The organism is Kitasatospora sp. NPDC094015, assembly GCF_040304075.1.
In the GTDB taxonomy this organism is placed as follows: Bacteria; Actinomycetota; Actinomycetes; order Streptomycetales; family Streptomycetaceae; genus Kitasatospora.
Genome location: NZ_JBEOUL010000022.1, coordinates 1 through 21,802, shown reverse-complemented (window position 1 = coordinate 21,802; position 21,802 = coordinate 1). Strand labels below are relative to the sequence as shown.

Here is a 21,802-nt window from a genome sequence, read left to right as displayed (position 1 = left end):
TTCTCCCGTGGAGGTATTTACGATGGCACGCGCGGTCGGCATCGACCTCGGTACGACGAACTCTGTCGTCAGCGTTCTTGAGGGCGGTGAGCCCACGGTCATCACCAACGCCGAGGGCGCTCGGACCACGCCGTCCGTCGTCGCCTTCGCCAAGAACGGCGAAGTTCTGGTCGGCGAGGTCGCCAAGCGCCAGGCGGTCACCAACGTGGACCGCACCATCCGGTCGGTGAAGCGCCACATGGGCACCGGTTGGAAGATCAACCTGGACGGCAAGGACTTCAACCCCCAGCAGATCAGCGCCTTCATCCTGCAGAAGCTCAAGCGGGACGCCGAGGCCTACCTGGGCGAGACGGTCACCGACGCGGTGATCACCGTCCCGGCGTACTTCTCCGACTCGGAGCGCCAGGCCACCAAGGAGGCCGGTGAGATCGCGGGCCTCAACGTCCTGCGCATCGTCAACGAGCCGACCGCGGCCGCGCTGGCCTACGGCCTCGACAAGGACGACCAGACCATCCTGGTGTTCGACCTCGGTGGTGGCACCTTCGACGTGTCGCTGCTGGAGATCGGCGACGGCGTCGTCGAGGTGAAGGCCACCAACGGTGACAACCACCTCGGTGGTGACGACTGGGACCAGAAGGTCGTCGACCACCTGGTGAAGGTCTTCCAGGCCGGCCACGGCGTCGACCTGTCGAAGGACAAGATGGCCCTCCAGCGCCTGCGCGAGGCCGCCGAGAAGGCCAAGATCGAGCTGTCCTCGTCCTCCGAGACCTCGATCAACCTGCCCTACATCACGGCCTCCGCCGAGGGCCCGCTGCACCTGGACGAGAAGCTCACCCGGGCCCAGTTCCAGCAGCTGACGGCCGACCTGCTGGAGCGCTGCAAGCACCCGTTCCACAACGTCATCAAGGACGCCGGCATCCAGCTGTCCGAGATCGACCACGTGGTCCTGGTCGGCGGCTCCACCCGGATGCCCGCCGTCGCCGAGCTGGTCCGCGAGCTCACCGGCGGCAAGGACGCCAACAAGGGCGTCAACCCCGACGAGGTCGTCGCGATCGGCGCGTCCCTGCAGGCCGGTGTCCTCAAGGGCGAGGTCAAGGACGTCCTGCTGCTCGACGTCACCCCGCTGTCCCTGGGCATCGAGACCAAGGGCGGCATCATGACCAAGCTGATCGAGCGCAACACCACGATCCCGACCAAGCGCTCGGAGATCTTCACCACGGCCGAGGACAACCAGCCGTCCGTGCAGATCCAGGTCTACCAGGGCGAGCGCGAGATCGCGGCGTACAACAAGAAGCTCGGCATGTTCGAGCTGACCGGCCTGCCGCCGGCGCCGCGCGGCCTGCCCCAGATCGAGGTCACCTTCGACATCGACGCCAACGGCATCATGCACGTGGCCGCGAAGGACCTCGGCACCGGCAAGGAGCAGAAGATGACCGTCACCGGCGGCTCCGCGCTGCCGAAGGACGACATCGAGCGGATGATGCGCGAGGCCGAGCAGTACGCGGAGGAGGACCACAAGCGCCGCGAGGCCGTGGAGACCCGCAACCAGGGCGAGCAGCTGGTCTACTCGACCGAGAAGTTCATCGCGGACAACACCGACAAGCTCCCGGCCGACGTCAAGACCGAGGTCGAGACCGCGATCGGCGAGCTCAAGGAAGCCCTCAAGGGCGAGGACATCACCGCGATCCGCGAGGCCACCGAGAAGGTCTCCACCACCGCCCAGAAGCTCGGCGCCGCGCTCTACGCGAACGCCGACGCCGCGGGCGGCGCCGCAGCCGGTGACGCCGAGGGCGCCGCCAAGGCCGAGGACGACGTGGTCGACGCCGAGATCATCGACGACGAGAAGCCCAAGGGCGGTGCGGCATGACGGAGAAGCCGCAGGGCGAGCAGCCCGGCGACGACTCCGCCGCCGAGGAGGCAGTGCTGAAGGCCGCGGAGGAGGCCGCCGCGGGCGGCGCCACCGAGGAGGTCGCGACGGCCAAGCGCGAGCTGGCCGAGCGCACCGCCGATCTGCAGCGCCTTCAGGCCGAGTACCAGAACTACCGCAAGCGGGTCGAGCGCGACCGGCTGACGGTCCGTGAGATCGCCGTCTCCAACATCCTGGAGGCGCTGATCCCGGTGCTGGACGACATCGGCCGGGCCCGCGAGCACGGCGAGGTCACCGGTGGCTTCAAGTCCGTCTCCGACAACCTGGAGACGGTGGTCGCCAAGCTGGGCCTGCAGCAGTTCGGCAAGGAGGGCGAGACCTTCGACCCGACCCTGCACGAGGCGCTGATGCACAGCTACTCCTCGGACGTGACCGAGGACACCTGCGTCCAGATCCTCCAGCCGGGGTACCGGATCGGCGAGCGGATCATCCGCCCGGCGATGGTCGCGGTGGCCGAGCCCCAGCCGGGGACGCAGACCACGGCTTCGCCGGATTCCGAGAAGTCGGAGTCCGACAAGGCTGACGGTGCGGCCGACAACTGACAATCTGTGCGCTGCGGAGTCGTACGTCGTCGAGTACGACGGACGGCTCCGCAGCGCCGTATGGACTGACTTCGGGAGGTGGCGGCAGCCATGAGCACCAAGGACTACGTGGAGAAGGACTACTACAAGGTCCTCGGCGTGCCCAAGGACGCCACCTCCGCGGAGATCAAGAAGACCTACCGCAAGCTCGCCCGGGAGTTCCACCCGGACGCCAACAAGGGCGACACCAAGGCGGAGGACCGCTTCAAGGACATCTCCGAGGCGTACGACGTCCTCTCGGACGACAAGCGCCGCAAGGAGTACGACGAGGCCCGCTCGCTGTTCGGATCGGGCGGCTTCCGCCCCGGCCCGGGCGGCAACGGCAGCCACAACTTCGACTTCGGTGACCTGTTCGGCGGCGCCGGCCAGGCCGGCGCCGGCGGCGGGCTGGGCGACGTGTTCGGCGGCCTGTTCAACCGCGGCGGCCGCCAGCCGCAGCCGCGCCGGGGCGCCGACGTGGAGACCGAGGTGACCCTCGGCTTCGACGAGGCCGTCGACGGCGCCACCGTCCCGCTGCGGATGACCAGCCAGGCCGCCTGCCGGGCGTGCAGCGGCACCGGCGCCAAGGCCGGCACCACGCCCCGGGTCTGCCCGACCTGCGTCGGCGCCGGCACGGTCAGCCGGGGCCAGGGCGCCTTCGCGCTCTCCGAGCCCTGCCGGGACTGCAAGGGCCGGGGCATGATCGTGGACGACCCGTGCACCGTCTGCCACGGCAGCGGCCGGGCCAGTTCGGCCCGCACCATGCAGGTCCGGATCCCGGCCGGGGTCCAGGACGGGCAGCGGATCCGGCTCAAGGGCAAGGGCGCCCAGGGCGAGCGCGGCGGCCAGCCCGGTGACCTCTACGTCACCGTGCACGTCGACGCGCACCCGGTGTTCGGGCGCAAGGGCGACAATCTGACGGTCACCGTGCCGGTCTCCTTCCCCGAAGCGGCGTTGGGCGGCACCATCGAGGTTCCGACACTCAACGGCCCGTCGGTGAAGCTCAAGCTGCCCGCCGGCAGCGCCAACGGCCTCACCCTGCGGGCCCGTGGCAAGGGCGCCACCCGCAAGGACGGCACCCGCGGCGACCTCCTGGTCACCGTGGAGGTCGTGGTCCCCAAGCTCGTCACCGGCGACGCGCTGACCGCACTGGAGCAGTACCGCGAGGCCACCGCCTCCGACGACCCGCGGGCCGCCCTGTTCCGGGCGGCGGAGGGAGCGTGAGCAGATGATCAACCACGACGGTCCGATCGGGCCCGGCCTGGGCGAGGGCCTGCCCGGCGGCGCCCGCCGGCGGGCCGCCGCCGGCCCCACCCATTACGTGCTGACCGAGGACACCCCGGTCTACGTGATCTCGGTGGCCGCCGAGCTCTCCGGGCTGCACCCGCAGACCCTGCGCCAGTACGACCGGCTCGGGCTGGTCTGCCCCGACCGCACGGCCGGCCGCGGCCGCCGGTACTCGGCCCGGGACATCCAGCAGCTGCGCGAGGTCCAGCGGCTCTCCCAGGACGAGGGCATCAACCTGGCCGGCATCAAGCGGATCATCGAGCTGGAGAACCAGGTGACCGCGCTGCAGTCGCGGATCGCCGAGCTGGCCGACGCGCTGGACGGCGCCGCCAGCACGCTCCAGCAGCGCGAGGCGGCGGTGCACGCCTCCTACCGCCGTGACCTGGTGCCGTACCAGCAGGTCCAGCAGTCCAGCGCCCTGGTGGTCTGGCGGCCGAAGCGGTAACGCGCGGTGCCGACGGGCCGTGAGCCGCCGACATCCCTCCTGAAGGGGGGTGCCGGCGGCTCGGCGTTGGTGAGAGAGTGCCAACCAGCAGATCCGGGGACCGGTTGGTGGACGGAACGAACGGATGCCAGGGCGTCCGCCGCCTAGGATTCCCGATGAGGTGGGCGCGACCTACCCGGTGCACCCCAGTTCGGCCGACGGCGAGGAGCCATAGATGAGCGGGCGGGACGACGTTCGTGTCCCCTCGGGAGGGGCGAGTCCGGTCTCATCCGAAGCACGTCAGCTCTACCGGCACGTGGTCCGCGCACACGGCCGGCTGGCCCTGGCCGACGTTCATCCGGACTCCAAGGAACACCTCTCGGAGCTGCTGCACCTGGGGCTGCTGGTACCGGACTCGGACAACCCCGATGTGCTGATAGCCGTCGATCCGATGCAGCTCTCGATGAGTTTGAGCAGTACCTGGCAACGCCAGGCGCTCGAACTGCTTTCCCGGGCGGTGGCACTTCCGGGCGGGCTGCAGGATCTCGCCGAGGAATTCCACGCCCCGAAAGAGGTCGGCGGCACAATCGAGTACGTGCGCGGCAAGGTCCTCATCAACCAGCGCCTGCGGCAGTCGGTGGCGAATGGCGTGGAGGAAATTCTCGCTGCTCAGCCCGGCGGCCCCCGCCCGCCGGAAGTACTGGCCTCGACCATCCAGCAGGATCTCGACACGCTCCGCCGGGGGGCCGAGGTCCGGACGATCTACCACCCGAGCACCCGCTACCACCAACCCACCCGGGATTACGTGGCGACCCTCGCCGAGGCCGGCGGTCAGTTCCGCACCCTGGACGAGCCGTACACCCGGCTGATCATCATCGACCGCCGGATGGCGGTGCTCCCGGTGGCGGACGATCTCAATCTGGCCGCGTTCATCCGCGACGAGGCGATCGTCAACTACCTGGCGCAGGAGGTGTTCGAGCGCAACTGGAACCGCGGGCTGGATTTCGACGGCGACCGGACCGTGCCGCAGCAGGTGATCTCACGGCTGCGGCAGACCATCATCGACCTGCTCCTCCAGGGCACCAACCACCGGGTGATCGCACGGCGGTTGGGCATCAGCGAACGCACCCTCGCCCGGCACCTGGCCGAGATGCGCGAGGAGTACAACGTCGAGTCGCTGTTCCAGCTCGGCTACGTGCTGGCCACCCGGGCCGCCCAGGCCCCGCCGGAGCCGCCCGCCGACTTCCAGTGACCCCGCCGCCCGCCGGGCACGCCCCCGGGCCGGAGCCTCCCCGGCAGGGCGGCCACACGGCCGGGAGGCTCGACGGCCCGCGGGGGACGACGACGTTCTCAGGGGCCCGGAACGGGAGTGCGGTCTCCGGGGATTCGGGCACCTTCGGGGCCGGCGCTACGACACCGGTGCTCCGGGGATCAGCCGGAGTGGATCACTAGTGCGCAGACGTACTCAGGTCCAGGAGATATCCGCGGCGGACGCCAGGGGAGCCGCGATATGCGCCGGGGCGGCACTGACGGGTACATGCTGGGAATTCCCCGCCACCGACAGCGCGCCGGTCAGCGCAGCCGCGCCTATGGCGAGCGGAACGACGATGCGCCGGACAAAACCGCGCATGCGAGACATACGACCACCTCTTCTCATGCCGTGCCCCCGCTGGACAAAGTCAAAGTATCGAACAACCGCTCCGATGATGCCTTAAACGCCATCAACTGTCACGGTGCGTCCCAGGGTAAAGGCGTGGCATCTCTCTGCCAGGCAGACAGATGCCACCTCGACCCGGTGGACTCGCACGGCAGGAGCGGTGGACGATCAACTGGCCCGCTGGAGGACCGGCGCCAACGCGCAGCTTGATGTCGCCAGTTCAACTTTATGACATCCGATCAAGCAGCCGGATGCCGATTCACGGGCAACACACCACAACACCACATCGCCCGCCAGCACCATCGGTTCTCTTGGCCGGCCACCTCTCCCGGAGTCGACATGACTGAGCCCTACCTGCGCCATCGCGCCGCCCAGACCCCCGAGGGCCGGCGCGCACGGGTCTTCCTGGCCGCGCCGCTGATGCGGCTGACCGGGCCGGCCGACAGCGTGGTGACCCTGGCCAGCCGCACCCGGCTCACCACCCTGCGGACCACGCTCCTGCGCAGCGGTGCGGCCGTCTACAGCGGCCACCACAGCGACGCCTGGACGGTGGCCGGCCGCGCGCCGGAGCCCCGGGTGCCCTCCGACTTCCGCGCCATGCAGACCGCCGACCTGGTCTTCGCCTACGTCGGCGCGCCGCTGTCGGCCGGGGTCAGCCTGGAACTGGGCTGGGCCTCCGCGCTGCGCAAGCCGATCGTCCTGCTGGTCGACGAGGCGATCACCCACAACCCGCTGATCGCCACGATCGAGCAGGTCTCCCCCGTCCTGCCGCTGGTCTTCGACGACACCTGGTCGCAGGAGGCGCTGCACCACACCGTCGAGACCGCGCTGGACTGGGCCGGCATGGCGCTGTCCCTGCGCGAGGGCTTCTGGACGGCCCCCGGCGAGCAGTTCCCGATCCCCCGCCAGCCCGCCCCGAGCACCCGTCCGCACGGCTACTGGTCGCCCGAGATCGCCACCGGCTGACCCGTCCCGCCACCCGCTCAACCGGCCGGCGGCGCCTCGGCTCCCCGCATCTGCCAGCCCAGTTGGAAGAGCGTCTCGGCGTCGTGCAGTTCCCGCAGCCGGGAGATGTGCCCGGCCACGGTCCGCTCGCTCAGGCCCATCCGGCCGGCGATCGTCCGCTGCGTCAACCCCTGTGCGAGCAGCCTCCCGACCTGCTCGTGCACCGGCAGTCCCTCCACGTCCTGGTGGGCTGAGCCCCACTGGACCCGCTCGGCCCGTTCCCAGTCGCGCTCGAAGACCCCGACCAGGAAGCTGACCACCGCCGGATCCTCGATGAACGCGGCGCTGCTGTTGTCGGCGGAGGCGGGCATCACCGCCACCCGGCGGTCGAACACGAACAGCCGGGTGAACGGCTCGCTGAGCACCCGGATCCGCTCGCCCAGCTCGGTCACCCGCGCGGCATAGCGGACGGTCGGCTCGTCCAGCCGTGCCCCCGGCTGGTAGATCGTCCGGATCGAGCCGCCGTTCGCCAGGAAGTCCCTGGTCCGGGCGATCGACTGCTCGAAGTGCTCGGCCGGCCGCGCGCCGCCGGGCTGCGCCGCCAGGGTCTCCTCCCGGCACTCGGCCTCGATCTGCAGGATCCGGTGCCGGATCTCCTGGAAGTCGTCGACGTGCTGCACCTCGCTGGAGCGGTCCACCCGCCGCGGCGTCGCGTCGTACGCCCGGGTCAGCTCCTCCAGGAGGGTCGGCATCTCCTCGGCCTGCACCAGCATCCTGGTGCCCGCCGAGCGCAGTTCGGCGCTGATCCGGTCGCCGACCGCCCGCGGGTTGACGGCCGTGAGCGAGGCGTCCTCGGTGTGGTGGACCAGCAGCCCGAGCTCCAGCAGCCGCAGCACCACCGCCGCGTGCTGCTCGGCCACGTCGCGGAACCGCACCCGGCCGCCCTGCTCCAGGACCGCGCGGTACAGGGCCCGTTCGGCGGCGCTCGGCAGCGATCCCGCGACCAACTCGTTCACTTCGCTCCACTCCGGATCGGCCGGGCCTGCTGCCGTACCACCGGCCGGCGCCGGGACACCGTGCGCCGCCCGGCCGGGGCGGCCCGTGGCGCGGCCGGGCCGCCGGACGCTCGGGCCCGGAGCCGTCCCGTGCGGCCGCCCTCGCAGCGTAGCCGGACGAACGCCGGGGCCACCCGGCGGTGCCGCCGGACGCCCGGGGCAGCCCGCGCAGCTTGGTGGCAGCGGACTGCCACCCCGGTCAGGAGCGGCCGCCGCCGCGCATCAGCCAGCCCAGCTGGAACAGGGTCTGGGCGCCGTAGCGCTCCCGCAGCCGGGAGATCTGGCCCGCCACGGTCCGCTCGCTCAGTCCCAGCCGGGTGGCCACGGCGCGCTGGGTCAGGCCCTTCGCCAGCAGCCGGCCGATCCGGTCGGCGGTGAGCCGGCCCGCGCGCTGGGGGTCGACCTCCTGCCACTGGACGACGTCCGCGCGGCCCCAGTCCCGCTCGAAGAGCATCACCAGGAAGTGCACGGTGGCCGGGTCGGAGAGCAGGACGGCCCGGCTGTGGTCGTCGGCCGCCGGGATCACCGCCACCGAACGGTCGACGACGATCATCCGCTGGAAGTTCTCGTCCAGCACCCTGACCTCGGCACCGTTGCCGGTCAGGTCGGCCGCGTACGCGATGGTGGCGGGCTCGGCCAGCACCAGCGGCTGGTAGAGGGTGCGCATCCGGCTGCCGCGCCGCAGCAGGGCGAGGTCCTGCCGGCGGGCCAGCTCCATCGTGTCGGGCTGGCGGCTGCCGGGCTGCACGGTGAGCAGTTCCTGCCGGCACTCGGAGACGAGTTCGGCGATGCGGTGGCGGATCCGTTCCTGGCCGTCGACGTAGCTGACGTGGTCGCGGGCCTCGGGCTCGCGCGGCAGCGCGTCGTAGGCGCGGGTCAGCGAGGCGAGGCGGTCCGGCAGCCGTTCGGCCTCCAGCAGCAGCCCGGTGGCCTGCGAGCGGAGGTCTGCGCCGACCCGGTCGCCGACCAGGCGCGGGCTGACCGCGACGTAGGAGCGGTCCATCGGGTGCGGCATCACCAGGCCGATCTGCACCAGCTGCTCCAGGCTCGGCTGCTGGTCGGGGGTGATCCGGTCGGTGGGGATCCGGCCGCCGTCGGCCAGGATGGCGAGGTAGAGCCGGCGGGCGGGCTCGTCCGGCACGCCGCCGCGAAGGCCGTGCCCCGTCTGCGCCGTCACGTCGCGTACTCCCTGCCGAATTCGTCCCGGGCGTGGTCGTACGCCCGCGGGCCCGGTCCGGGCGGACGGCAGCAGCCGCGGTACCTGCGTGCCCCCCGGAGCCAGTGCGCAGTTGCGCTCTGAAACCCCGGGAGGCCCGCCGGTGTCACACCGGATCCACGATGCTTTCGGTCGAGGCGGAGCAGCAACGCCTCACCGACTCCGGCACGGGGGCCATCACCACACATGGCGTCCCGGCCGGCGCTCCTCCCGTGGACGGGCAGGTGCAGCAACACCTGTCACACCCTGCGAGGAGCAAGTCACCTGTCATCGGGCTGCGGCTGCCCGGCGATCCGGCGTGAGTCCACTTTCACAGCGTGACGGGCGGGGAACAAGTGCTCTCCTGTTGCAGGTTCCCGCAAGTGCATAAACCTGCAGACCGGTCCACAAAGGGCGGGATTCCGGCGGGCCGGTTTTTCACCCGGCTCACACATTTCCGTCGGACCGACCGCCCGTCCGGCGGAGCGGAACCCGCCGTTCCCATCCGCCGGCGCACCGGCCCCGGGCGGGATTTTCGGGACAGGAGGCGGGTCTACGCGCGTATCTCAGCATCGGCCGGGAGTGGTCGTATTCCAACAGAAGACCCCAGGGAGGGATCGGACTTCCCTGCTCCGTCGAGGCACAGCGATGTTCGATCTTGCTTGTTTACGGTTGAACTTGTTTGGTTTCGCATAGATGATATGTCCATGCCAGACGGCGGACGGTTCTGCCGCACCGGCGGAAATCGCCCCCGACAAACCCCGCACCGGTGGGGGGCAGGCGCCCACCGGCCGCATCGACCCCGACTTCTTCCCTCCATCGCGAAAATGCCCACCGGACCACCCCGGTCGACACCCACCCGGAATGGGCGGATGACGTTCCGGATTCCGCCGGGATCGCAGTGAATTTCCTGATTCAGCGCCCGCTGCCCGGTCAACCCGACAACAGCCGTCCGGCCGCGAGGCCGGTCACCGTGCGTACACCGATCACGGCCCAGACGGCCACCAGCACCACGTACAACCCGCCCGCGAGCGCGGTGAATCCGCCGAAACCGGTATGCCTGGCCAGCCCCGAGGCGCCGGTGACCAGGGTTCCGAGCGGGAAGGTGAAGGCCCACCAGGTCATCCCGAACGGCATTCCGGCCCGCCAGGCCCGCAGATTGGCGGCGACCGCCACCGGCAGCCAGAGCAGCGCGAAGCCGAGCACCATCGACCCGAACAGCACCGCGAGGTGCAGCGCCGAGGGAGCGAGCCCGGGGGCGGCGAGGCGGGCCGCGTCGGCGAGCTGGTTCACGGCGGTGGCGGACTGGCCGAGCGGCCCGAGCACCAGGAAGAGCGTCGGGGTCAGCAGCAGCACCGGCAGCTTGTTGTGCACCAGGGCGGCCATGACCACCGGCAGCAGGGCGAACACCGCGAGCAGCCCCGCACCGAACAGGGCGTAGCAGCCGTAGAGCATCGCCGTGCGGGGCGCGCCCTCGGGCAGGTGCGGGACCAGGGCCGGGCCGAGCGAGGCCGCGACCAGCGGGGCGACCACCGGCAGCAACCAGGTCGGGTCGGCGCGCAGCACGGAGAGCCGGTGCCGGGTGATCATCAGCAGCGGGATGCCGACCGCGACGGCGACGGCGTACAGGGTGCCGACGGTCCACAGCACCAGGTCGACGGCGACCGCGGGGCCGGTGCCGATCACCGGTGCGCCGACCACCAGGGTGCCGTAACCGACCGCGAGCAGCGCCATCGGCGGGCAGCCGTAGAACACGGCCGAGGACGGCTGGTCCAGCAGCTGGGTCCGGGCCGCGGTGCGGTGGCGGGCCAGGTGCACCAGCCGGGCCGCGACCAGGATCGGGAGCAGCCCGAGGGAGAGCAGCCAGACCGCCCGGCCGAAGGCGGTCAGGGCGGGGACGGCGACCGGCAGCGCGGCGGCTCCGTTGGCGACGATCGCGGTGCCCATCACGGTGGCGTACCAGTTGGGGCCCAGCCGGCCGAGGTCGAGCCGGCGGCGCCCGGGGCTCGCGGGGTCGGCGAGCGCCCGGGGGGCGGAGAGCAGGGAGGTGGCCATACCGCCACCGTGCCTGGTCGGGCCGGGTGCCCGGTAGCGCCGCGCGCCCTATGAGGGCATAACCTGACTGTATGGCTCTCTCCTCGCACGTCCCCGAGATCGGCGCCCTCGAACTGCTGCTCACCGTGGTGCGGCTGGGCAGCGTCGGGCGGGCCGCGGCCGAGCTGGGGGTGAGCCAGCCGGCCGCCAGCGCCCGGATCAAGGGCATGGAGCGGCAGATCGGGGTCGCCCTGCTGGAGCGCTCGCCGCGCGGCTCCCGGCCGACCGAGGCGGGGCGGCTGGTGGTGGAGTGGGCGCGCGGCGTCGTGGAGGCGGCGCAGGCGCTGGACGCCGGGATCGACGCGCTGCGCGGCCGCCGGGATGCCCGGCTGCGGGTGGTGGCCAGCCTGACGGTGGCCGAGTACCTGATGCCGGGCTGGCTGCTGGCGCTGCACGAGGCGAGTCCGGGGACGGCGGTGACCCTGCGGACGGCCAACTCGTCCGACGTGGCCGCGCACGTCCTGGCGGGCGAGGCCGACCTCGGCTTCGTGGAGGGCCCGCACACCCCGCCGGGGCTGTCGGGGGCGGTGGTCGCCGCCGACCGGCTGGTGGTCGTGGTGGGGCCCGGTCACCCGTGGGCCCGGCGGCGCGCCCCGCTCACCGGCCCGGAGCTGGCCGCCACCCCGCTGGTGCTGCGCGAGCCGGGCTCGGGCACCCGGGAGGTGCTGGAGCAGGCGCTGGCCGGCCACGGCGGTGCGGCGGCGCCCCGGCTGGAGCTGGCCTCCTCGACGGCGCTGAAGGCGGCCGCGATGACCGGGGCCGGTCCGGTCTGCCTGAGCGAGCTGGCCGTGGTGGAGGAGCTGGCCACCCGCCGGCTGGTCGAGGTCCCGCTCACGGGGGTGGACCTGCACCGGCCGCTGCGCGCGGTCTGGCCGGCGGGCCAGCGGCCGGCGGGGCCGGCCCGGGAGCTGCTGGGGCTGACCCGGAAGCTGCCCAGACGCGGCTGAGCGGGCCCACCGTGAAGGGCTGCCGGCCGCGGGGCCGGAGCAGGATTCCGGACCTGGACGGAGAAAGTTGAGCGGAATAGACTCAATTTAGTGCATGCTTGAAGCAGCAGACTTACGGAGAGGGCTGACCCCAGCCGCTCCGGTCCGGAACACACCCGATGGAGAGGGGCACGACAGCAGTGGATGCCAGCAAGTTCACCAGCAGGACGCAGGACGCCCTGTCCGCCGCGATTCGGCAGGCCGGCGCCGCAGGAAACCCGGACGTCAAGCCGGTGCACATCCTGCTGGCGCTCCTGGAGCAGCCCGAGGGCATCGCCCGTCCGCTGCTGGAGGCCGTCGGCGCCGATCCCGCGGCCGTGCTGGCCGGTGCCCGGCGCCGGCTCGCCGAGCTGCCCAGCGCGCAGGGCTCGACGGTGGCCGCGCCCAACCTGGCCCGCGACACCATGGCCGTCCTCGACGAGGCGGGCAAGCGCGCCGCCGACCTGGACGACCAGTACCTGTCCACCGAGCACCTGATGGTCGGGCTGGCCGCCGAGGGCGGCGCGGTGGCCGACCTGCTGACGCAGCACGGCGCCACCGCCAAGGCGCTGCTGGCCGCCTTCAAGGACGTGCGGGGCAGCGCGCGGGTCACCTCCGCCGACCCGGAGGGCACCTACAAGGCGCTGGAGAAGTACGGCGCGGACCTCACCCAGGCGGCGCGGGACGGCAAGCTCGACCCGGTGATCGGCCGGGACCAGGAGATCCGCCGGGTGGTCCAGGTGCTCTCCCGCCGGACCAAGAACAACCCGGTGCTGATCGGCGACCCCGGTGTCGGCAAGACCGCCGTGGTCGAGGGGCTGGCCCAGCGGATCGTGGCCGGCGACGTGCCCGAGTCGCTGCGCGGCAAGCGGCTGGTCGCGCTCGACCTCAGCGCGATGGTGGCCGGCGCCAAGTACCGGGGCGAGTTCGAGGAGCGGCTGAAGGCCGTCCTGAACGACATCAAGGCCAGCGACGGCCAGGTGATCACCTTCATCGACGAGCTGCACACCATGGTCGGCGCGGGCGCCGGCGGCGACTCCGCGATGGACGCGGGCAACATGCTGAAGCCGATGCTGGCCCGCGGCGAGCTGCGGATGGTCGGCGCCACCACCCTGGACGAGTACCGCGAGCGGATCGAGAAGGACCCGGCCCTGGAGCGCCGCTTCCAGCAGGTGCTGGTCGGCGAGCCGAGCGTGGAGGACACGGTCGCGATCCTGCGCGGGCTGAAGGGCCGCTACGAGGCCCACCACAAGGTGCAGATCTCGGACGCCGCGCTGGTCGCCGCCGCCACCCTGTCCAACCGGTACATCACCGCCCGATTCCTGCCCGACAAGGCGATCGACCTGGTCGACGAGTCGGCCTCGCGGCTGCGGATGGAGATCGACTCCTCCCCGGTCGAGATCGACCAACTCCAGCGCTCGGTCGACCGGTTGCGGATGGAGGAGCTGGCGCTGGAGAAGGAGTCCGACCCCGCGTCGGTCGACCGGCTGGCCCGACTGCGGCGCGATCTGGCCGACCGGCAGGAGCAGTTGAGCACCCTCAACGCCCGCTGGGAGCAGGAGAAGAAGGCGCTCAACCGGGTCGGCGCACTCAAGGAGCGGCTGGACGACCTGCGCGGCGCCCTCGAACGGGCCGAGCGGGACGGCGACTTCGAGCGCGCGTCGAAGCTGATGTACGCCGAGATCCCGGCCGCCGAACGGGAGCTGGCCGAGGGCCAGGCCGGGGCGGAGGACGAGGAGGACACCGGCACCCCGATGGTGAAGGAGGAGGTCGGCCCGGACGACGTGGCCGACGTGGTCGCCTCCTGGACGGGCATCCCGGCCGGCCGCCTGCTGGAGGGCGAGAGCGCCAAGCTGCTGCGGATGGAGGAGGAGCTCGGCCGCCGTCTGATCGGCCAGCACGAGGCCGTCCGGGCGGTCTCCGACGCGGTGCGCCGCACCCGCTCGGGCATCGCCGACCCGGACCGGCCCACCGGCTCCTTCCTCTTCCTCGGCCCGACCGGCGTCGGCAAGACCGAGCTGGCCAAGGCACTGGCCGACTTCCTGTTCGACGACGAGCGGGCGATGGTCCGGATCGACATGAGCGAGTACGGCGAGAAGCACTCGGTCTCCCGGCTGGTCGGCGCCCCGCCCGGGTACGTCGGCTACGAGGAGGGCGGCCAGCTCACCGAGGCGGTCCGGCGCCGCCCGTACAGCGTGGTGCTGCTGGACGAGGTGGAGAAGGCCCACCCCGAGGTCTTCGACGTGCTGCTCCAGGTGCTGGACGACGGGCGGCTCACCGACGGCCAGGGCCGGACGGTGGACTTCCGCAACGCGATCCTGATCCTCACCTCCAACCTCGGCAGCCAGTACCTGGTGGACCGGAACACGCCGGAGGAGCGGAAGAAGGAGCTCGTCCTGGAGACGGTCCGCACCGCCTTCAAGCCGGAGTTCCTGAACCGGCTGGACGACATCGTGGTGTTCGAGCCGCTGGGCACCGCCGAGCTCAGCCGGATCGTCGACCTCCAGGTCGCCCGGCTCGCCCAGCGGCTCGCCGACCGGCGGCTCGACCTGGAGGTCACCGACGCCGCCCGCGAGTGGCTGGCACTGACCGGCTACGACCCGGCGTACGGGGCCAGGCCGCTGCGCCGGCTGGTCCAGTCGGCGATCGGCGACCAGCTGGCGAAGGCCATCCTGTCCGGGCAGGTGCACGACGGCGACACCGTCGTGGTCGACCTGGACGAGGTCGGCGACCGGCTCTCGGTGTCCGGCCGGACGTCGCTGGTCAAGTGACCCGGGTGGTCGCTTCCGCGGGCCGCCGCGGAAGCGACCACCGAGGCAGGTGCTCCCTGTGCCGCAGGCCACTGATGAGGCAGGATGGAGAGGTAAGCAGGGCGGCCCCACGTGGACAGCCACCCTCGTGAACCGTGAAGGGACCCCCAGTGAGCATTGACCCGTCCTCGATCCCGTCGTTCGGCGCGCCCCAGCCCCCGCAGGGTGGCGGCCAGGGCGGGGGTCCGGCCGGTCCGCCGCCGGTGATCGTCCCGGACCAGGCGCTGGTGACCCAGCTCCTCGACCAGATGCAGCTCAAGCACGTGGTGGACGAGGAGGGCGACCTCACCGCGCCCTGGGAGGGCTTCCGCGTCTACTACATGTTCCGCGGCGAGCAGAAGGAGCTCTTCGCGGTCCGTGCCTTCTACGACCGCCCGTACCCGCTGGAGCAGAAGGCCGAGATCCTCGACCTGATCGACGAGTGGAACCGCGAGACCCTCTGGCCCAAGGTGTACACCCACACCCACGAGGACGGCGTGGTCCGCCTGATCGGCGAGTCCCAGATGATCGTCGGCACCGGCGTCAACCTGGACTACTTCGTCTCCACCACGGCCAACTGGACCCAGGCCTCGGTCGGCTTCGAGCAGTGGATCGTCGAGCGCCTCGGCCTCCAGAAGGAGATCGAGACCGAGGGCGGCGACGCCGACGGCGACGCCACCGACGAGGGCTGATCCCCGCTCCCCCGCACCACCGCGACGGCCCGCCCCCACCCCGGGGGCGGGCCGTCGCCGTGCCACCGGGCGCGGCGCGCCGGTGCGGGCTTGTCCCGTGGCGCGCGGCCGTCGAGGATGAGCCCGACGACGAGCTGAGGAGCCCGGAATGAGCGAGCGACCGTTGCTGAACCGCCGGCTGGCGGGGATGGGGACGACGATCTTCGCGGAGATGTCCGCGCTGGCCACCGCGACCGGCTCGATCAACCTCGGCCAGGGGTTCCCGGACACCGACGGGCCCACGGAGGTCCGCGAGGCGGCGGTGCGGGCACTGCGCGAGGGCCGCGGCAACCAGTACCCGCCGGGCCCCGGCGTCCCCGAGCTGCGGGCGGCGATCGCCGAGCACCAGCAGCGCTTCTACGGCCTCGCGTACGACCCCGACACCGAGGTGCTGGTCACCGCCGGCGCCACCGAGGCGATCGCCGCCGCGCTGCTCGCGCTGCTGGAGCCCGGCGACGAGGTGATCGCGTTGGAGCCGTTCTACGACTCGTACGCCGCCTGCATCGCCATGGCCGGCGCCGTCCGGGTACCGCTGACGCTGCGCCGGCCCTCGTTCCGTCCCGACCTGGACGAGCTGCGCGCGCTGGTCACCCCGCGCACCCGGCTGCTGCTGCTCAACTCCCCGCACAACCCGACCGGGCTGGTGCTCTCCCCCGCCGAGCTCGGCGCGATCGCCGAACTCGCCGTCGAGCGCGACCTGTTGGTGGTCACCGACGAGGTCTACGAGCACCTGGTGTTCAGCGGCGGCCACCACCCGATCGCCGACCTGCCGGGGATGCGCGGGCGGACCGTCTCGATCTCCTCCGCCGGCAAGACCTTCTCCTTCACCGGCTGGAAGGTCGGCTGGGTGACCGGCACCCCGGAGCTGGTGGCCGCCGTGCGGACCGCCAAGCAGTACCTGACCTACGTCTCCGCGGGCCCGTTCCAGTACGCCGTCGCCGAGGCCCTGCGGCTGCCCGACAGCTACTTCACGGACTTCCGGGCCGACCTCGCCCGCAAGCGCGACCTGCTCGCCGACGGCCTGGAAGCCGCCGGGTTCGGCGTCTTCCGCCCCGAGGGCACGTACTTCATCACCACCGACATCACCCCGCTCGGCGAGAAGGACGGCATCGAGTTCTGCCGCCGCCTCCCCGAGCGCTGCGGCGTGGTCGCCATCCCCAACGCCGTCTTCTACGACGACACCGAGGCGGGCCGGAGCCTGGTCCGCTTCACCTTCTGCAAGCAGGACAGCGTCCTCGAAGAGGCCGTCACCCGGCTCCGGCGGCTCTGACCATCGCCCGGGCGCCGGCAGTTTCCGGTCCCCGAGGAAGTAGTCGTACGACTCCAGGGACGAACCAACCTCCTGTGCGGTTCCGCCCGGGCTGTCCCGGCCCCGGACTCCTGGCTGCGGAACGGGTCAGGGGGCGATCGGTTCCTCGGCGCGATCCCCGTAGAAGTAGGCGTGGAGGTCCTGCAGGTAGCGGTACAACTCCTCCTCCGAGTCGAAGGAGTACCGCGTGAGGCTCCACCACTGGCCGACCGATGCGGGGCGGTGTTCCAGCAGGTACTCCAGACTCGCCCGCAACGCCCTGGCGTAGTCGGTCCCGCCCGTGGCCGAGGCCTTGTACAGGGCGATGTCGTTGATCATCTCCGGGTGCAGGGCACCCTGGTAGAAGTTCCGGAGGCTGCGGTCCCCACGCCAGCCGGGAATGTCCCTGGCCGTCCATCCCATCGGAGATCCCCACCTTTCGGCTCGGTCGCACGAGCCCGTCCGCCACGTGCCGGAGGGACGGACGAACCGGGCGGCCACACGGTTCCGGTGGGGCGGTATCCGACGCGGTGCCAGGACGCATCCCGGGCAGGGCCGTTCGGGGGGCGCACTCGAACGGGCGGCGTCACGAACGCCACCGCGCATGGGGGCGCACACCAGGCGCGCGCGGCGCGTGCGCGTAGGCACGGGGCGCGCTATGAGCAAGGTCCGCCCCCTGGATGGTCACACCAGATCTGGCGCTGCGCCCAGAACGGTGAATGCTTGGCAAAGATGGGTAAATCCCTGACGGACCCGGAGAATTCGTGCTTCTCTGCTGCTGAATCTCCAGCCGGAATCCTTCCTTCCACGGTCGGCCGCGTCCTGGACCGCACAGCTCCGATCAGCCCCCTGCCAACCGGCCGGGTCCGGCGCTGCGCGGCCGGCGCGCACGGAGCTGAAACGCGGAGCCCGAGCATGCTCACCACACTGCAGACCTCCTACACGGACACCCGCGCCGGCGACCTCGCCTGGTGCCTGGGCGGCGAACCGCTGCCCGCCCTGGCCGTGCGCGACCTCAGCCTCGACCACCTGTCCGGCGGCACCCTGCAGCTGCGCCTGCTGGGCGCGTCGCACCAGGTCGTCCTCGCCGCCGGCCCCGGCGACTGCCTGGAGACCGTCGCCTGCCTGCCCGGCCGCCGCACCCCGCTGCCCGCCCGGGTGGCCGAGCAGGTGGCGGGCTGGGAGTACGAGTTCGCGGCCCGGATCGAGGAGCTGCCGCCGCACGTCTTCGCCGCCCGGGCGCAGGAGCTGCTGGCCCTGGTGGAGAGCCATCCGCACGCGCTGGCCGGGGTCTTCCCGGGCGACCCGAGCGCCTTCACCGCGCTGGTCGCGCACTGCGAGGAGCGGCGGGTGCTGTGGCGCACCTGGCACGCCTACCCGCAGGAGGGGCGGCTGGTGTGCACCCGCTCGTCCCTGGTGGTGCGCCGGTATCCGAACGCCGCCCAATAACCCGCCGAATGGCACATGACAACGATTCGTCAACCGACTTTCGCCACTGTCCACCGAATGGGTGCAGCTATCGGAGTCGGTTCTCGCCTAGCGTTTGTCCATGATCAGCCATTCGACCGGAAAGCCCGCCGGGCCGGACCTCGACGGCCCGCCCGAAACCGCGCTGACCAGGGAGTCGGGCGCCCGGGCGATCCGAGCGCGGGCCGGTTCGGGCGGCCGGGTCCGCCCGCGCTCGGCCCGGCCGATAGTCCTGCTGGCCGCCTTCGTCTGCGCGGCCTGCGGCCTGGTGTACGAGCTGGAGCTGGTCGCGCTGGGCGGCTACCTGCTGGGCGAGTCGATGACCCAGACCTCGGTGGTGCTCTCGGTGATGGTCTTCGCGATGGGCCTCGGCTCGCTGCTCGCCAAGCGGCTCACCCGGCGGCCGGCCACCTTCTTCGCCCTGGTCGAGTGCACCCTCGCGCTGGTCGGCGGCCTCTCCGTGCTGGCGCTCCAGTCCTGCTGGGCGTGGCTCGACCGGTACCGGGCCACCACCACCGGACTGGTCGGCACCACGCTGGTGATCGGGGTGCTGATCGGCGCCGAGATCCCGCTGCTGATGACGCTGATCCAGCGGATCCGGCGGGAGGAGGCGGGCCGGGCCGCCGCCGACCTGTTCGCCGCCGACTACGTGGGCGCCCTGGTCGGCGGCCTGACCTTCCCGTTCCTGCTGCTGCCCGCCTTCGGCCAGGCCACCGGCGCCCTGGTCACCGGCGCGGTGAACGCGGTGGCGGGCGCCGCCGTGGTGCTCTGGCTGTTCCGGGACGAGCCCGCCCCGCGCACCCGGCTGCTGCTGTGGACCGGCTGCGGGCTGGTGCTGGCCGTCCTCGCGGCGGCCGCCGCCTGCACCGGCGCGATCGAACGGGCGGCCCGGCACGCGCTCTACGGCGCTCAGGTGCGGCTGGCCACCCAGAGCCGGTTCCACGAGATCGTGCTGACCGGGCCGTCCGACCCGCGGGTCCCGGCGCAGCGGTCGGCCGGCGGCCCGCTGGAGCTGTTCCTGGACGGCCGCCCGGTGGTGTGCGGGCCGGACGAGTACCGGGACCACGAGGCGCTGGTGCACCCGGCGCTGGCCGCCCGGCCCGGCGCCCGGGTGCTGCTGCTCGGCGGGGACGGGCTGGCGCTGCGCGAGGTACTCCGGCACCCCTCGGTCCGCTCGGTGCTGGTGGTCGAGCGCGACCCGGAGCTGTCCGAGCTGGCCCGGCGTGACCCGGCGCTGTCCGCGCTGAACGAGCACGCGCTGGACGACCCCCGGGTCCGGCTGCTGACCGCCGAGCCGCTGACCTGGCTGCGCACCGGCGGCGGCCCGTTCGACGTGATCATCTCCGACCTGGCGGAGCAGACCCCCGACCTGCGGTACCGGTCGCTGGAGTTCTTCGGGCTGGCGGCCCGCCGGCTGGCGCCCGAGGGCCGGATCGCGGTCCGCACCGGCCCGGCCGAGTCCGAGCTGTGGGCCGTCGAGGCGGGGCTGCGCGAGGCCGGGCTCGGCACCGTCCCCTATCTGGGCAGCACCGGGCCGGCGCCGGGCTGCGGGGCCGGCCACCGGCCGCCGCGGCCGGCCTTCGTACTGGCCGCCCGGGGCCGGCCGGTGCTGGCCCTGGACGGCGACGGGCCGCCGCCCCGCTCGCTCACCGAGGACGGCCTGCGGGCGTCCGCCGCCACCCTGGCCGCCCACCGCCCGGCCGGCGGGCCCGGCCCGCACCACCTGCTCGGCTGACCGTTCGGGGCGATCCGCACCGGGTGGTCGGGTGGGGCGGCGGGCGGCGAGGGCTCCGTACGTGTACTGCGCGTCGCCCGGCCGGTCCAACCTCGGCGCAACTCTCCGCACCGGCCTGCGGGGTCGGTAGGCTCGCAACCATGGAGCATGAGGTTGTCGTCCCGCTGCCGGTCGAGGACGTCCGGCAGGCCCTGGCCGATCAGGAGCTGCTGGCCGCCTGCGTGCCCGGCCTGACCGTCGTGCCGGAGGAGTCCTCCGAGCAGGACGTGGGCGGCCGGCTGAGGCTGCGGATCGGCGGCTCCACCATCACCTACGTCGCCTACGCCGGGCTGGCCGACGAGGCGGAGGAGGGCGTCCGGGCGGTCCTGACCGGCACCGAGGTCCGCGGTGACGGGCACTTCACGGCGACCCTGCGGTTCGCCCTGGAGGAGGTCCCGGACGGCACGCTGCTGCGGCTGACCGCGAGCGTGGAGCCGGGCGGCCGGCTGGCCGGCTTCGACCCGGCCGTGCGGACGGCGGCGGGCCGGCGGCTGCTGGAGCGCGGCGCGGCGGCGCTGGTGGCCGCGCTGGCGGAGCCGGCCGAGGAGCCGGAGCCCGAGCAGCCCACCGCCACGGTGGTGTACCTGGAGGACCACGCCGCCGAGCGCGACCTGGACGACGACCTGTCCGACCTGATCTCGTTCTCCGACGCCGAGCAGCCGGCCGACCCGGGCCCCGGGCCGTTCGACCCGGAGCCGGTGCTGGCCGGGCCGGTGCGGCGCAGCATCGTCGGGCGCTCGGCCGAGGAGGTCGACCACGCCCCGCCGCGCGGGCGGTACGCCCCGGCCACCCCGGCCCACAGTGCCCGGGCCCGGGCGGCCTCCCGCTGGGGCGGGGTGGAGCCCACGCTGCTCTCCGGCTCGGGTGGTGAGCGCAGCGCGATGCCGTGGGTGATCGGCGGTGGGGTGGCGCTGCTGGGCGGGGCCGTGGTGCTGGTCCGCGCGCTGCGCCGGCGCTGATCGTCGGCGGCGGTACGGCTTAGACTGACTGCTCATGAGCAACGACCGCGACGCCCTGCTGGCGCAGATCAAGGACAAGGCCGTTGTACACGGCAAGGTGACCCTCTCCTCCGGGCTGGAGGCCGACTACTACGTCGACCTGCGCCGGATCACGCTGGACGCCGAGGCGGCGCCGCTGGTCGGCGCGGTGATGCTGGACGCCACCGCCGAGCTGGAGTACGACGCGGTGGGCGGGCTGACCCTGGGCGCGGACCCGGTCGCGGCCGCGATGCTGCACGCCGCCGCCGCCCGCGGGCGCAAGCTGGACGCCTTCGTGGTCCGCAAGGCCGGCAAGGCGCACGGCCTGCAGCGCCGGATCGAGGGCCCGGACGTGAAGGGCCGCCGGGTGCTGGCGGTCGAGGACACCTCCACCACCGGCGGCTCGGTGCTGACCGCGGTCGAGGCGCTGCGCGAGGCGGGTGCCGAGGTGGTCGGCGTCGCGGTGATCGTGGAGCGCGGCGCCGCCCCGGCGATCGAGCAGGCGGGCCTGCCGTACCTGACGGCGTACACCCTGGACGACCTCGACCTGGGCTGAGCCCTTTCGGGCACCCGCCCGTCGTAGCGGCCGGTGGGCCGCGTTGTTTCACGTGACTCCCGGGCGGCCAGCGCGGTGACGGCGCTGGAGTCCAGCCCGCCGGAGAGCAGC

Annotated in this window: 19 protein-coding genes and 1 pseudogene; 14 read left to right on the top strand and 6 right to left on the bottom strand. The window is 72.6% G+C overall.

Annotated elements, in window-relative coordinates; translation table 11 throughout:
• Positions 1-22: 22 nt before the first annotated feature.
• The 5 genes from dnaK (at position 23) to ABT014_RS23785 (ending at position 5,450) form a co-directional block, all read left to right on the top strand.
• Complete coding sequence (dnaK, locus tag ABT014_RS23805) at positions 23-1,867, top strand: molecular chaperone DnaK (RefSeq protein ID WP_350641064.1); 1,845 nt, start codon at positions 23-25, stop codon at positions 1,865-1,867.
• Positions 1,864-2,469: a nucleotide exchange factor GrpE gene (grpE, locus tag ABT014_RS23800; RefSeq protein WP_350641063.1), complete on the top strand. Its 606-nt coding sequence runs from the start codon at positions 1,864-1,866 to the stop codon at positions 2,467-2,469. Before dnaK ends, grpE begins: the two co-directional genes overlap by 4 nt.
• A 90-nt stretch (positions 2,470-2,559) precedes the next feature.
• Entirely contained in the window at positions 2,560-3,711 is a 1,152-nt protein-coding gene (gene dnaJ, locus ABT014_RS23795) for a molecular chaperone DnaJ (RefSeq protein WP_350641062.1), read from the top strand.
• Positions 3,712-3,715: 4 nt separating this feature from the next.
• Complete coding sequence (locus tag ABT014_RS23790; RefSeq protein WP_350641060.1) at positions 3,716-4,219, top strand: heat shock protein transcriptional repressor HspR; 504 nt, start codon at positions 3,716-3,718, stop codon at positions 4,217-4,219.
• Positions 4,220-4,433: 214 nt separating this feature from the next.
• Positions 4,434-5,450, top strand: a complete 1,017-nt coding sequence (locus tag ABT014_RS23785) for a helix-turn-helix domain-containing protein (protein ID WP_350641059.1) — start codon at positions 4,434-4,436, stop codon at positions 5,448-5,450.
• A gap of 213 nt (positions 5,451-5,663) precedes the next feature.
• Here ABT014_RS23785 and ABT014_RS23780 read toward each other — a convergent pair whose 3' ends face one another.
• Positions 5,664-5,828: a hypothetical protein gene (locus ABT014_RS23780; protein ID WP_350641058.1), complete on the bottom strand. Its 165-nt coding sequence runs from the start codon at positions 5,826-5,828 to the stop codon at positions 5,664-5,666.
• A gap of 366 nt (positions 5,829-6,194) precedes the next feature.
• Between ABT014_RS23780 and ABT014_RS23775 the strand changes: the two genes are divergently transcribed.
• On the top strand, positions 6,195-6,821 hold the full coding sequence (locus tag ABT014_RS23775; RefSeq protein WP_350641057.1) for a hypothetical protein: 627 nt from the start codon (positions 6,195-6,197) through the stop codon (positions 6,819-6,821).
• A 17-nt stretch (positions 6,822-6,838) separates the two neighbouring features.
• Here the strand turns inward: ABT014_RS23775 and ABT014_RS23770 are convergent, their stop codons facing one another.
• The 3 genes from ABT014_RS23770 to ABT014_RS23760 form a co-directional block, all read right to left on the bottom strand.
• The gene (locus ABT014_RS23770) at positions 6,839-7,816 is read right to left on the bottom strand and encodes a LuxR C-terminal-related transcriptional regulator (protein WP_350641056.1); all 978 of its coding nucleotides are present in this window, start codon (positions 7,814-7,816) and stop codon (positions 6,839-6,841) included.
• A gap of 238 nt (positions 7,817-8,054) precedes the next feature.
• The gene (locus ABT014_RS23765) at positions 8,055-9,032 is read right to left on the bottom strand and encodes a LuxR family transcriptional regulator (RefSeq protein WP_350641055.1); all 978 of its coding nucleotides are present in this window, start codon (positions 9,030-9,032) and stop codon (positions 8,055-8,057) included.
• A gap of 951 nt (positions 9,033-9,983) precedes the next feature.
• Positions 9,984-11,105, bottom strand: coding sequence for a TDT family transporter (locus ABT014_RS23760; RefSeq protein ID WP_350641054.1), 1,122 nt, complete (start codon positions 11,103-11,105; stop codon positions 9,984-9,986).
• A 71-nt stretch (positions 11,106-11,176) separates the two neighbouring features.
• Between ABT014_RS23760 and ABT014_RS23755 the strand changes: the two genes are divergently transcribed.
• From ABT014_RS23755 to ABT014_RS23740, 4 genes are all read left to right on the top strand, one after another.
• A complete protein-coding gene (locus ABT014_RS23755; RefSeq protein ID WP_350641053.1) occupies positions 11,177-12,091 on the top strand; it encodes a LysR family transcriptional regulator in 915 nt (304 codons plus the stop codon).
• Between the two features lie 179 nt (positions 12,092-12,270).
• The gene (clpB, locus tag ABT014_RS23750; protein WP_350641052.1) at positions 12,271-14,880 is read left to right on the top strand and encodes an ATP-dependent chaperone ClpB; all 2,610 of its coding nucleotides are present in this window, start codon (positions 12,271-12,273) and stop codon (positions 14,878-14,880) included.
• A 149-nt stretch (positions 14,881-15,029) separates the two neighbouring features.
• The gene (locus ABT014_RS23745) at positions 15,030-15,590 is read left to right on the top strand and encodes a type III secretion system chaperone family protein (protein WP_350641051.1); all 561 of its coding nucleotides are present in this window, start codon (positions 15,030-15,032) and stop codon (positions 15,588-15,590) included.
• Positions 15,591-15,738: 148 nt separating this feature from the next.
• Positions 15,739-16,899 carry a pyridoxal phosphate-dependent aminotransferase gene (locus ABT014_RS23740; protein WP_350641050.1) on the top strand — a complete coding sequence of 387 codons (1,161 nt, stop codon included), beginning with the start codon at positions 15,739-15,741 and terminating at the stop codon, positions 16,897-16,899.
• 126 nt (positions 16,900-17,025) lie between these two features.
• Here the strand turns inward: ABT014_RS23740 and ABT014_RS23735 are convergent, their stop codons facing one another.
• The gene (locus ABT014_RS23735; protein ID WP_350641049.1) at positions 17,026-17,340 is read right to left on the bottom strand and encodes a hypothetical protein; all 315 of its coding nucleotides are present in this window, start codon (positions 17,338-17,340) and stop codon (positions 17,026-17,028) included.
• A gap of 492 nt (positions 17,341-17,832) precedes the next feature.
• Here ABT014_RS23735 and ABT014_RS23730 point away from each other — a divergent pair, with 492 nt between their 5' ends.
• The 4 genes from ABT014_RS23730 to pyrE all read left to right on the top strand — a co-directional run bounded on the left by ABT014_RS23730 (position 17,833) and on the right by pyrE (position 21,691).
• The gene (locus ABT014_RS23730) at positions 17,833-18,366 is read left to right on the top strand and encodes a DUF2617 family protein (RefSeq protein ID WP_350641047.1); all 534 of its coding nucleotides are present in this window, start codon (positions 17,833-17,835) and stop codon (positions 18,364-18,366) included.
• Positions 18,367-18,466: 100 nt separating this feature from the next.
• Positions 18,467-20,119, top strand: coding sequence for a spermine/spermidine synthase domain-containing protein (locus tag ABT014_RS23725; protein WP_350641045.1), 1,653 nt, complete (start codon positions 18,467-18,469; stop codon positions 20,117-20,119).
• 140 nt (positions 20,120-20,259) lie between these two features.
• On the top strand, positions 20,260-21,117 hold the full coding sequence (locus ABT014_RS23720; protein ID WP_350641044.1) for an SRPBCC family protein: 858 nt from the start codon (positions 20,260-20,262) through the stop codon (positions 21,115-21,117).
• A gap of 34 nt (positions 21,118-21,151) precedes the next feature.
• A complete protein-coding gene (pyrE, locus tag ABT014_RS23715; protein ID WP_350641043.1) occupies positions 21,152-21,691 on the top strand; it encodes an orotate phosphoribosyltransferase in 540 nt (179 codons plus the stop codon).
• Positions 21,692-21,741: 50 nt separating this feature from the next.
• On the opposite strand, the pseudogene ABT014_RS23710 reads toward pyrE, so the two are convergent.
• Positions 21,742-21,801, bottom strand: a pseudogene (locus ABT014_RS23710) (asparagine synthase-related protein); the annotation flags it as partial.
• Position 21,802: the final 1 nt, after the last annotated feature.

What these genes read in the sequence shown, in the direction of transcription:
- dnaK (WP_350641064.1), top strand. Translation starts at nt 23, where the DNA reads ATGGCACGCGCGGTCGGCATCGACCTCGGTACGACGAACTCTGTCGTC.
- grpE (WP_350641063.1), top strand. Translation starts at nt 1,864, where the DNA reads ATGACGGAGAAGCCGCAGGGCGAGCAGCCCGGCGACGACTCCGCCGCC.
- dnaJ (WP_350641062.1), top strand. Translation starts at nt 2,560, where the DNA reads ATGAGCACCAAGGACTACGTGGAGAAGGACTACTACAAGGTCCTCGGC.
- ABT014_RS23790 (WP_350641060.1), top strand. Translation starts at nt 3,716, where the DNA reads ATGATCAACCACGACGGTCCGATCGGGCCCGGCCTGGGCGAGGGCCTG.
- ABT014_RS23785 (WP_350641059.1), top strand. Translation starts at nt 4,434, where the DNA reads ATGAGCGGGCGGGACGACGTTCGTGTCCCCTCGGGAGGGGCGAGTCCG.
- ABT014_RS23780 (WP_350641058.1), bottom strand. Translation starts at nt 5,828, where the DNA reads ATGCGCGGTTTTGTCCGGCGCATCGTCGTTCCGCTCGCCATAGGCGCG.
- ABT014_RS23775 (WP_350641057.1), top strand. Translation starts at nt 6,195, where the DNA reads ATGACTGAGCCCTACCTGCGCCATCGCGCCGCCCAGACCCCCGAGGGC.
- ABT014_RS23760 (WP_350641054.1), bottom strand. Translation starts at nt 11,105, where the DNA reads ATGGCCACCTCCCTGCTCTCCGCCCCCCGGGCGCTCGCCGACCCCGCG.
- ABT014_RS23755 (WP_350641053.1), top strand. Translation starts at nt 11,177, where the DNA reads ATGGCTCTCTCCTCGCACGTCCCCGAGATCGGCGCCCTCGAACTGCTG.
- ABT014_RS23740 (WP_350641050.1), top strand. Translation starts at nt 15,739, where the DNA reads ATGAGCGAGCGACCGTTGCTGAACCGCCGGCTGGCGGGGATGGGGACG.
- ABT014_RS23735 (WP_350641049.1), bottom strand. Translation starts at nt 17,340, where the DNA reads ATGGGATGGACGGCCAGGGACATTCCCGGCTGGCGTGGGGACCGCAGC.
- ABT014_RS23730 (WP_350641047.1), top strand. Translation starts at nt 17,833, where the DNA reads ATGCTCACCACACTGCAGACCTCCTACACGGACACCCGCGCCGGCGAC.
- ABT014_RS23725 (WP_350641045.1), top strand. Translation starts at nt 18,467, where the DNA reads ATGATCAGCCATTCGACCGGAAAGCCCGCCGGGCCGGACCTCGACGGC.
- ABT014_RS23720 (WP_350641044.1), top strand. Translation starts at nt 20,260, where the DNA reads ATGGAGCATGAGGTTGTCGTCCCGCTGCCGGTCGAGGACGTCCGGCAG.
- pyrE (WP_350641043.1), top strand. Translation starts at nt 21,152, where the DNA reads ATGAGCAACGACCGCGACGCCCTGCTGGCGCAGATCAAGGACAAGGCC.